The sequence below is a fragment of the Candidatus Streptomyces philanthi genome, assembly GCF_059553635.1.
The window spans coordinates 1-10,883 of record NZ_JCANQV010000201.1 but is presented as its reverse complement, the minus strand read 5'-3'; the positions used below and the strand labels follow the sequence as shown (position 1 = coordinate 10,883).

7 protein-coding genes and 2 pseudogenes are annotated in these 10,883 nt (G+C 74.0%); 6 read left to right on the top strand and 3 right to left on the bottom strand.

The features are described 5' to 3' along the window. Positions 1–542, bottom strand: a pseudogene (locus tag AC51EU_RS21130) (hypothetical protein); the annotation flags it as partial. Positions 543–902: 360 nt separating this feature from the next. Here AC51EU_RS21130 and AC51EU_RS21125 point away from each other — a divergent pair. From AC51EU_RS21125 to AC51EU_RS21105, 5 genes are all read left to right on the top strand, one after another. After that, positions 903–2,621 carry a molybdopterin molybdotransferase MoeA gene (locus AC51EU_RS21125; RefSeq protein WP_496268583.1) on the top strand — a complete coding sequence of 573 codons (1,719 nt, stop codon included), beginning with the start codon at positions 903–905 and terminating at the stop codon, positions 2,619–2,621. Then, positions 2,618–3,757: a potassium channel family protein gene (locus AC51EU_RS21120; protein WP_496268582.1), complete on the top strand. Its 1,140-nt coding sequence runs from the start codon at positions 2,618–2,620 to the stop codon at positions 3,755–3,757. The genes AC51EU_RS21125 and AC51EU_RS21120 overlap by 4 nt, the downstream gene beginning before the upstream one ends. A gap of 81 nt (positions 3,758–3,838) precedes the next feature. Further along, on the top strand, positions 3,839–4,816 hold the full coding sequence (locus AC51EU_RS21115; RefSeq protein ID WP_496268581.1) for an NAD(P)H-quinone oxidoreductase: 978 nt from the start codon (positions 3,839–3,841) through the stop codon (positions 4,814–4,816). A gap of 341 nt (positions 4,817–5,157) precedes the next feature. Next, positions 5,158–6,063, top strand: a complete 906-nt coding sequence (locus AC51EU_RS21110; RefSeq protein ID WP_496268580.1) for a hypothetical protein — start codon at positions 5,158–5,160, stop codon at positions 6,061–6,063. A 174-nt stretch (positions 6,064–6,237) separates the two neighbouring features. Next, a complete protein-coding gene (locus AC51EU_RS21105) occupies positions 6,238–6,798 on the top strand; it encodes a bacterial proteasome activator family protein (protein ID WP_496268579.1) in 561 nt (186 codons plus the stop codon). Positions 6,799–6,883: 85 nt separating this feature from the next. On the opposite strand, the gene AC51EU_RS21100 is transcribed toward AC51EU_RS21105, so the two are convergent. Beyond that, positions 6,884–8,533, bottom strand: coding sequence for a Stk1 family PASTA domain-containing Ser/Thr kinase (locus AC51EU_RS21100; RefSeq protein ID WP_496268578.1), 1,650 nt, complete (start codon positions 8,531–8,533; stop codon positions 6,884–6,886). Positions 8,534–8,841: 308 nt separating this feature from the next. Here AC51EU_RS21100 and AC51EU_RS21095 point away from each other — a divergent pair, with 308 nt between their 5' ends. Next, positions 8,842–10,500, top strand: coding sequence for a protein kinase domain-containing protein (locus AC51EU_RS21095; RefSeq protein WP_496268577.1), 1,659 nt, complete (start codon positions 8,842–8,844; stop codon positions 10,498–10,500). A 69-nt stretch (positions 10,501–10,569) separates the two neighbouring features. Here the strand turns inward: AC51EU_RS21095 and AC51EU_RS21090 are convergent. Continuing rightward, positions 10,570–10,883: pseudogene (locus AC51EU_RS21090) on the bottom strand (aminoglycoside phosphotransferase); the annotation flags it as partial.

The window sequence follows — 10,883 nt, the reverse complement described above, 5'->3', positions numbered from 1 at the left end:
CGCGGCGGGACGCGCGGACCCGGCTGGTGGACATCTGGGAAGAACCGTTCCGGCGTCCCGAGCCCCGGGAGGGCTCCGGCTCCCGGTCCGGGGCTGCCCGGGGTGACGGTCATGAGGGGCGGGGGCCGGCCACGGGGTTGGACGCCGATGTCGATCTGCTGCTCGACCTGATTCCCGGGCCGGGGCAGTCGTCCGTCCGGGCGGGGCGTACGGACGGTGGGGAGCGCCGTGAGGGCGCTGCGGTGGGGGAGCGCGACGGTGCGCCGGTCCGGCGCGAGGACGCTCGGGGTCGTGACGAGGCGTCGCGGCGCGAGGCCGCTCGGGGGCGGGACGGCGTGCCGGGACGTGAGGCCGCCCGGGGGAGCGATGCCGTCGGCGCGGATGCCGCGCGGGCGGGGCGGGAGAGGGGTGCCGTGTGGGTCGGGCGCGACGCGGATGCCGGTTCCCTCGGCCCGGCGGACACCGAAGGCTTCTACGCCACCTTCGACGACAGCTTCTTCGACACCTTGGGCCGCACCGGCACCGGCCTCCCCGCCGGCCACCGTGTCCTGTCCCGGGGGCGCGCTGACGACGACTTCCCTGACGCCGCCGACCGCGCGGGTGGTTCCCCGTACGGCGCTACGCGAGCAACCACGGGTTCGGCGCGGGCCATGGGGTCTGTTCGTTCCACGGGTGCTTCTCGGACCAAGGGGGGCTCGCGGGTTACGGGTTCCGGTGTTCCTGAGGGCGCCGCTGGTTCCGGTGGGTGCTCGGGGGCGGGAGCGTCGGGGGAGTCCGCGGGCGCTGTTCGGCGTGAGGAGGAGGGGGCGGGTGTGTCCGGAGCGGTCGCGGACGCTGTTCGGCGTGAGGGGGCGGGCGTGCCCAAAGCAGCTGCTGACGCTGTTCGGCGTAAGGGGGCCGGTGTGCCGGGAGCGGCCGCCGACCCTGCCCGGCGTAAGACGGCGGGCGACCTCAGCGATGCCCACGCCCCCACCGCCTCCCATCCCACGGGCCCCAACCACCCCCAAGACGCCACCGACCCCGCTTCTCGCACCGACTCCACCGCCCCTGACAACTGCGGCGGCCCCATCCAGCACACCCACCCCACTCCCGCCGAGGACTCCCCCAGCTCTCCCCACTCCCCCACCGCCGACGGCCCCTCCGACCCAACAGCCCCTCAAGCCCCCACCGGCCGCCCCGCCCCCGAGCCCTCCACCTGGCAGGAGGCCCGGCGTATCGCCGCACGGGCGGCGGCGGGGGCACGGGTGCCGGAGACCACCTCACCCGGCGACGCCCTGGGCCGTACGCTCGCCGCCCCCCTCACCGCCCTCACCGACCTGCCGGCGTTCGACACCTCGGCGATGGACGGCTGGGCCGTCTCCGGCCCGGGCCCCTGGACCCTTGCCGCACACGCGCCCGAGGACCCCGCAGAAGACCACCGGCAGCCCGGCCCCCCCACCGGACCCGCCCCGGAGGACCGCCCCGCCGCAGACCACCCGGAGCCCCGCTCCTCCCCCGCCCCCCACGGCATCCTCGCCGGTCACGCCTCCACCACCCCGCTCCCCGACGGCCACGCGATCCCCATCGCGACCGGGGCGCGGGTGCCGGCCGGTACCACGGCGGTGCTGCGCAGTGAGCACGGTGAGGTCCGAGGCCGGCCGGACGGCGGTGCGCGGCTCCACGCCACCGAACCGGTGTCGCAAGGGCAGGACATCCGCCCGCGCGGCCAGGAGTGCCGGTGCGGCGACCCGCTGCTGCCCCCGGGCACGGTGGTGACCCCCGCCGTCCTCGGGCTGGCCGCGGCCGCCGGGTACGACACGCTGACGACCTGGTCCCGCCCCCGTGTCGCCGTTCTTGTCCTGGGCGACGAACTGCTGCGCCGGGGCCTGCCCCGGGAGGGGCGGATCCGTGACGCGCTCGGGCCGATGCTGGTCCCGTGGCTGCGCGCCCTGGGCGCCGAGGCGGGCCCGCCGCGCTATGTGGCCGACGAGCCCGACGCGCTGTTCGCCGCGCTTGGCCGGACCACCGCCGATGTCGTCATCACCACCGGGGGCACCGCCGCGGGACCCGTCGACCATGTGCACCCCACCCTGCACCGTCTGGGCGCCGAGGTGCTGGTGGACGGGGTGCGGGTGCGCCCGGGGCATCCGATGCTGCTGGCCAGGCTGGCCCCGGGCCGTCATCTCGTGGGGCTGCCCGGCAATCCGCTCGCGGCCGTCTCGGGCCTGCTCACGCTCGCCGAGCCGCTGCTGCGCACCCTTGTCGCGCGCCGCCCCGCCCCGTCGCGCCGTCTCCCGCTGGGCGGCGCCGTCCCCGGGCATCCGCGCGACACCCGGCTGGTCCCGGTGGCCTACCGCGACGACGAGCGGCGCGGGCTGACGGCGGACCCGCTGCGTTTCCACGGCCCCGCCATGCTGCGCGGGATCGCCGTGGCCGACGCGATGGCCGTCGTCCCGCCGGGCGGCGCGGACCGGGGCGGCGACATCGAGGTCCTGGAACTCCCCTGGCCCTCGGGCACCGCCGGGGCCGCTCCGGAGGACGGGGTCGCCGACTGGGCCGCCCCCGGACCCGGTGTCCACGGCGGGCCCGGAGATCCCGTACGCTCCTCACCGCCCGCATCCCCGACCGGAGGCGCCGCGTGAAGCTTCCCTCCCACGACGTCGCGGCGCGTGAGGTGCCCGAGGACCACTCCCACCAGGTCATACTGCCGCGCCGGGCGCCGGTGGCACCCATCCGGCAGGTGGCCCGGCGACTGCTGATGGCGCTGCTGGTCCTCGTCGCCACGGCCTTCATCGTCTGGATAGACCGCGACGAGTACCACGACAACGCGGGCGGCGAGGTCGACCTCCTCGCCTGCTTCTACTACGCGACCGTCACGCTCTCCACCACCGGTTACGGCGACATCGTCCCGTACGGGGACACGGCGCGGCTGCTGAACATCCTCCTCATCACGCCTCTTCGGGTGATTTTCCTGATCATCCTGGTCGGCACCACACTGGAGGTGCTCACCGAACGCACCCGCGAGCAGTGGCAACTGAAACGCTGGAGAAGCACCGTGCGCGACCACACCGTCATCGTCGGCTTCGGCACCAAGGGCCGTTCCGCCGCGCAGACCCTCTGCGCCAAGGGCGCGATCCGTGACCACATCGTCGTCGTCGACCCGAGCCCGAAGGTCGTCGACGCGGCCGTCGCGGAGGGCTTCGTCGGCGTGGTCGGCGACGCGACCCGCAGCGATGTGCTGATGCGCGCCGAGATCCAGCGCGCCCGCCAGGTCGTCATCGCCACCCAGCGCGACGACACCGCCGTCCTCGTCGCGCTGACCGCCCGGCAGATCAACAAGAAGGCCAACATCGTCGCGGCCGTACGCGAGGAGGAGAACGCGCCGCTGCTGCGGCAGTCCGGCGCGGATTCCGTGATCACCTCCGCCAGCGCGGCCGGCCGGCTGCTGGGCCTCTCCGTGCACAGCCCCAGCGCGGGCACGGTGATGGAGGACCTGATCCAGCAGGGCAGCGGTCTGGACGTCGTCGAGCGGCCGGTGGTCAAGTCCGAGGTCGGCAGGTCCGTCCGCGAGACCGACGATCTGGTCGTCTCCGTGCTGCGCGGCCACCGGCTGCTCGGGTACGACGATCCGGCGGCCAGCCCGTTGCAGCCCGCCGACCGGCTGATCACCATCGTCCGCGCGGCACCGGCGGCGGAGCCGGAGCCGTCCGGCAAGCAGCCGGGTCCGCCGAAGCTGCCGGGCAGCCAGGTCACCCCGATGCGCCGGGCCGACGAGTAGTCACCCGCGGTGATCCGGTGGAAGACGTCCCACCCGCCGGGTTTTGCCCGGTACTTGCCCCCGGCGAGTAGCCTCGCCGCCATGCGAGCGATCACCATCCCCGAACCCGGTGGCCCCGAAGCCCTCGTCTGGACGGACGTGCCCGACCCGCAGCCCGCCGAGGGCGAGGTCGTCATCGAGGTCGCGGCCACCGCCGTCAACCGTGCCGATCTGCTGCAACGTCAGGGCCGCTACGACCCCCCGCGGGGCGCGTCCCCCTACCCCGGACTGGAGTGCGCCGGCCGGATCGCCGAGGTCGGCGCCGGGGTGCACGGCTGGGCGGTCGGTGACGAGGTGTGCGCGCTGCTGTCGGGCGGCGGTTACGCGGAGCGGGTCGCGGTCCCGGCCGGGCAGGTGCTGCCGGTGCCGCAGGGCCTCGACCTGGTCGCGGCCGCGGCACTGCCCGAAGTGGCGTGCACCGTCTGGTCGAACGTCTTCATGATCGCGCACCTGCGGCCCGGTGAGACGCTGCTGGTGCACGGCGGCGCCAGCGGCATCGGCACCATGGCGATCCAGCTCGCCAAGGCGGTCGGCGCCCGGGTCGCGGTCACCGCGGGCGGCCCGGAGAAGCTGGCGCGCTGCGCCGAGCTGGGCGCCGATGTACTGATCGACTACCGCGAGCAGGACTTCGTGGAGGAGGTCCGCAAGGCCACCGGTGGCAAGGGCGCGGACGTCATCCTCGACATCATCGGCGCCAAGTACCTCCAACGGAACGTCAAGGCCCTGGCGGTCAGCGGCCGGCTGGCCATCATCGGCCTCCAGGGCGGCGTGAAGGCCGAACTGAACCTCGCGGCCCTGCTGACCAAGCGCGCCGCGATCACCGCGACCGGACTGCGCGCCCGTCCCCTCAACGAGAAGGCGGCCATCGTCGCCGCCGTCCGCGAGCACGTGTGGCCGCTGATCACCAACGGTCAGGTGCGGCCGATCGTCGACCGGACGATCCCCCTCGCCCAGGCCGCCGAGGCCCACCGCGTGGTGGAGGCGAGCGGCCACGTCGGCAAGGTCGTCCTGACCCTCTGAGCCACGCCGCTCCCGGCCCCTGGTCCGCCCGGTCCTGTGCCTCGTGCGGTACGGGGCCGGGCGGAGGCGCATGGCGGGCCAGCGCACGTGTACGGCGGACGCCGGTCGGGCTGTACGGGCTCCCGGCGACGGACCGGCCGGACGCGTACGGGCACGGTCTCGGCCGACACACCGCCCCCCGACCACGAGCCCCCACCGCCCGCAGATCCCCCCGTCACCCGACCGCGCCACGCGTCCCCCGGCTGCCTCACCCCCCGGACGCGTCCGGGATGCCGGACCGCCGTCGCCGTGTGACGCTGAGCCCGTCAAGTGACGCCCTCGGCACGGGGAGGAGCGCACCCGTGGCTCCACGCTTGCGTACGCACACGGCCGCCGGTCTGCTGGTGGCCGCCACGGTGCTGCCGCTGTCCACAGCGGCCGCCCCGGACGCCGCGGCCGCACCGGGCCGCGCCCGCCTCCTGGGCCCGGTCGCCGCCCGGCTCACGGGGTCCGCGCTCACCGGTGAGGGAGCGGGTCACGGCAACCCGTTCCCGTTCTTCCTGGGCCCTCGTCCCGGCGCCGGACTGCCCGGCGACCTCCCCGGTTTCCACGGCCCGGTGCCGCGCTTCCCCGGCGGCCCGCCGGCCGGCACACGGCCGCATCACCGGCCCCGGAGCACTCCGCCCCCTCCGGCCGCCTCCCCACCCTCCTCCGGCCGGCAACCGGCCAAGCCCCCGCGCGGCAGCCGCCCGCGGCCGGGCGCACCGTGGTGGGAGGGGATGGACGACCAGCGGGTCCACGGGCGGGGCCCGCACGGCGGCGGCCCCGCACCCGGCTCCCGTACGCCGTCCACCCCGCAGACGCCGACCGACGCGACCACCACCCGCCCCGGCTCCCCCGCCTCCGGTACGACGCCTCCCGCTCCGGGCCCGTCCGCCACCCCGGCGTCCCCCTCGCCGTCGGCCACCCCGCCCCGCGAGGGTGCGGCCCCGTCCGCCCGGTCCTGGCGCCCGCACCGTCACCGCCCGCACCGGCCCGTACGGCCGCGGTACCGGGCCCCTGGCCCGCCGCGTCCGTCGGTCTCCGACGATCCGCGCGCCGTCGGGTCCGCCACCGATGACGCCGAGGTCGCGGGACCCCGAACGGTCAGGCCGTACGCCATGGAGAATCCGGCGACGCGGGTGCAACGGGTGCTGCCGATGGGCGCCGGACTCACTCTGACCGGTCTCGGGCTGGCCTTTCTCGGTGTCCGGCTGCGCCGCCATTGAGCGTCCGGGACGGCCGTACGGCTGCTGCGGTCCGGTGTTTCACGTGAAACGCCGGGCGGACGGCTTGACTCCCCCGCCGTCGCTGTTTCACGTGAAACGCGCGATCCTCGGAGAGGGGTCACGGACTGGGGAGGCCAGCCCCTCCCGACAGCACTCGTACGAGACAATGGCGCCATGGATATGCCGATGAACGAACGGTCGCAGGAGAATCAGCACGTCCTGGTGGTCGGCCCGGACGGCATGGCGCTCGGTAGCGCCGGATCCCGTGGCGGAGACGGTGACGAGGAACCCCGTGAGACGCCGGTGACCGACATGGTCGAACAGCCTGCCAAGGTCATGCGCATCGGCAGCATGATCAAGCAGCTGCTGGAGGAGGTGAAGGCCGCTCCTCTGGACGAGGCGAGCCGGGTCCGGCTCAAGGAGATCCACGCCAGCTCGGTCAAGGAGCTGGAGGACGGCCTGGCACCCGAGCTGGTGGAGGAGCTGGAGCGGCTGTCGCTGCCCTTCACCGACGAGTCGGTGCCCACCGAGTCCGAACTGCGCATCGCCCAGGCCCAGCTGGTCGGCTGGCTGGAGGGCCTCTTCCACGGAATCCAGACCGCCCTGTTCGCCCAGCAGATGGCGGCGCGCGCCCAGCTGGAGACGATGCGCCGCGCCCTGCCCCCCGGCGCGCCCCACATGGAGGGCGACGAGCACCCTGGCCAGGGCGGCGCCCGCTCGGGCCCGTACCTCTGAGCAGCGGTCCGACCGCCACGGCGTCATGACGAGGGCCGGCACACGATCCGTGTGCCGGCCCTCGCCGTCCGTCCCTGTGCCGCGCTCAGCCGCTGCGGCCGGTGGAGACGGTCAGCTCGATGGTGTCCCCGCTGTGCGGGTCCCAGCGGGTCACCGGCTCCGGCGTCTGGCCCATGACGGTGTTCTTGCCCCACAGGGCGCTGTTCTCCCGGCCGACGACCTTCACCGTCCAGCCCGCCGCCTCGGCGCACCGCTTCACCGACTCCAGGTTCTTGTACTTGAAGTTCGGGAAGAAGACCTTGCCCTCCTCGCTGAGGGACTTGGTCGGGTTGGTGCAGTCGGTGGTGGGCAGCGTCGCCGACTTGTCCTCCGGCCGGACGCTCTCCTCGGCGCCGCCCGAGCCCGAGGAGTACCCGGTGTAGCGCGGCGAGGGCTTGTCGTCGGCCTTGTCACCGCTGGAGCCGGCGCTCAGCCCGATGCCGATCGCGATGGCGGTGACCACGACGACGCCGACGATCGCCGAGACGACGATCACCGCGGTGTTGCTCTTGCGCGGCGGGGGGCCGCCGGGGGCCGGCATCGCGGGCGGTGGTGTGAACTGCGGCGGCGGGGTCGGGAAGCCCGCGTTCGCGTACGGCGCGGGGGCGGGCGCCGGGAAGGGCGCGTTCACCGGGGGCGGTGTGGAGGGGGCGAAGCCGCCGACGGCCTGGGTGGGGGTGTAGGGCTGCTGGACGTTCGGCGGCGGGGGCGTGTGGGGTGCGGCGCTGGCGGTGGGGAACACCGCGGAGGAGACGGAGGCGCCGCTGGTACGCGCCCGGGGGCCCTCGCTGATGATCAGCGGGGTCGCGCCGGACTGCCCGGAGCCCGCGACCCGCAGGCACTCGTCCCGCATCGCCTCGGCGGTCGGGAACCGTTCGTTCGGGTTCTTCTTCAGCGCGCGGGCCACCAGCGCGTCCACGGCGGGCGGCAGCGACTGGTTGATGCTCGACGGGACCGGCGGCTCCTCCTGCACATGCGCGTAGGCGATGGCGAGCGGCGAGTCCGCGTCGAACGGCAGCTGACCGGTGACCAGCTCGAAGAGCATGATGCCGACGGAGTAGAGGTCGGAGCGGGCGTCCACACCGCGGCCCAGCGCCTGCTCGGGCGAGAGGTACTGCGGGGTGCCGACGACCATGCCGGTCTGCGTCATGGAGGTCACGCCGGACTGCATGGCACGGGCGATGCCGAAGTCCATGACCTTGACCACGTCGCGCTTGGTCAGCATGACGTTGCCCGGCTTGATGTCCCGGTGGACCAGGCCCATCTCATGGCTCACCTCCAGCGCGGCGAGCACATCGGCGGTGATCTTCAGGGCCTTCTCGGCGGGCATGGCGCCGTGCTGGGCGACGTCCGTGTCCAGCGCCGTGCGCAGCGGCTGCCCGGCGACGTACTCCATGACGATGTAGGGGACCATCGCGCCGTCGAGCTCGTCCTCGCCGGAGTCGAAGACGGACACGATGTTGGTGTGCGTGAGCTTCGCCACGGACTGCGCCTCGCGCCGGAAGCGCTCCCGGAAGGCCGGTTCGCGGCCCAGTTCGGTATGGAGTGTCTTGATCGCGACGTCGCGGTCCAGGACGGTGTCATGGGCGAGGTGGACGGACGCCATTCCGCCCTCACCGAGAAGATCACGAAGCTGGTAACGTCCTCCGCCGACCGAACGGCCCTCGTAGTGGCCCTGAGCGCCGTCCTGGCTCATCGTTCCGCTTCCCCCTCGGCGCACTACCGTACGTCTGGCAATCACATCTGGAATTCCGCAGTCAAGTCTGCCCCAGGGCTCGGACACGTCAAGCTGTGTGCCCGTTCCGTGATCAGATGCGCAAGATCCGGTCACGACAGCGGCCCTGCCAGGGGATTCGCGTCCTCGCGGCGTCCTTGCGACACTGGGCGGCCGGGAGGTTTGGCGAGCGGTCCATCGCGAAACGGCGGAGGCCGCTGAGCCTGTAGCGTGCTCTAGAAGACCGAGACCTTAACCGCGCATGCGGACCGATTCGACGGCGAGGACCGATGGCACCGACGCAGGGCCCCCAGGGCCCGTCCGATCCTGACGCCACCGGCTCCAACGTCCCCGACGCGCCGGAGACGTGGGCCAACGGCGGACTGGTCGGCGACGGCCGCTACCGGCTCACCCGCCGGCTCGGCCGCGGCGGCATGGCGGAGGTCTTCGCGGCCGAGGACGTCCGGCTGGGCCGTACCGTCGCCGTGAAGCTGCTGCGGGCCGATCTCGCCGAGGACCCGACGGCCAAGGTGCGCTTCACCCGCGAGGCGCAGTCGGTCGCCGGTCTGAACCACCACGCGGTCGTCGCGGTCTACGACTCCGGCGAGGATCTTGTCGGCGGCACCACGGTGCCGTACATCGTGATGGAGCTGGTCGAGGGCCACACCATCCGTGACCTGCTGCTGAACTCCGACGCCCCGCCCGCGGACCAGGCGCTGATCATCGTCTCGGGTGTGCTGGAGGCGCTGGCCTACAGCCATCAGCACGGCATCGTGCACCGTGACATCAAGCCCGCGAACGTGATCATCACCAACAGCGGCGCCGTCAAGGTCATGGACTTCGGCATCGCCCGCGCGCTGCACAGCGCCCAGTCGACCATGACGCAGACCGGCATGGTCATGGGCACCCCGCAGTACCTCTCCCCGGAGCAGGCGCTCGGCAAGACCGTCGACACCCGCTCCGACCTCTACGCCACCGGCTGCCTGCTGTACGAACTGCTCGCGCTGCGTCCGCCGTTCACCGGTGAGACCCCGCTGTCGGTCGTCTACCAGCACGTCCAGGACATCCCGGTGCCGCCCTCCGAGGTCGCCGAGGGCGTGCCGCCGGAGCTGGACGGTCTGGTGATGCGGGCGCTCGCCAAGGACCCGGACGACCGTTTCCAGACCGCGGAGGAGATGCGTGGTCTGATCCAGTACTCGCTCCAGATGCTCCAGGAGCAGGGCGGCAACACCGGCACCTGGAACACCGGCCCGGTCGCCCTCCCCGACAGCGGCGCCACCCGCGTCATGGGCCCCGCGGCGACCACCGCGATGCCGCACGCGGACATGGGCCAGACGGCCGCCAGCCCGATCCTGCCGCCCGGTATGCACGACGACGACGGCGCGTACGAGGGGCACCGGCCCGCCAGGAGCGGCCGTGGCAAGGTCGTGCTGATCGCGGTGCTCGCGATCGTCGCCGTCGTGGCGGGTGTGGCCTTCGCGCTCAAGACGACCTCGGGCCAGGGCGCCGAAACGCCGGCGCCGAGCAAGTCCCCGTCCGCCTCCTCGTCGCCCAAGGACAAGGACGACGAGGAGACCAAGGACCCGTCCGACGAGTCGACGTACGAGCCGCCGGCGCGTGGCACCGGCGGTGGTGGCGGCTGGACCCCGCCGTCGCGCAACCACACCTGGGCGCCGTCCAACCCGGGCCACACCACCGGCCGGCCGGACGAGCCGTCCCAGGACCCGTCGACGGAGCCGCCGACGAACACCACCGGCGGTGCGAACGAGGGCGGCACCAGCACCGGTACCGGCACCGGCGGCACGGACACCGGCGGCAACCCGGGCGGCAACACCAACGAGGGCGGCACCACCGGCGACCAGGGCTCGTCGACGAACGGCGGCACGGACAACTCCACCGGCACCGGCGGCACGGACCCCGGCGCCGTCCCCGGCGGCCTGGGCAACTGACCGTACGACGGACCCCGACGGGGCGGGCGCCGACCGGGCGCCCGCCCCGCCGCGTTTCCCGGGCCCGCCTCAGCCCGTGAACGCGTCCCGCACCGTGTCGTACTCGCGCGTCCACCACACCGCGAGCGCCGCCGCGGCCGGGAACTGCGGATCGGTGCGGCGGTCGCCGAGCCGGTAGCGCCAGGTCAGCATCCAGAAGTCGTTCAGCCGCTCCCACCACACCCGGTGGACGGCGGCGGCCAGCTCCTCGCGCCCGGCGCCGCAGGTGTCGCGGTAGGCGTCCGCGTACGCGGCGACCTTCGCCAGGTCGAGCATCCCGCTGGGCCGGACGAAGAAGATCGCGGCGGCGCGTACCGCCTCCTCGGCGCGCGGGTGGACGCCCA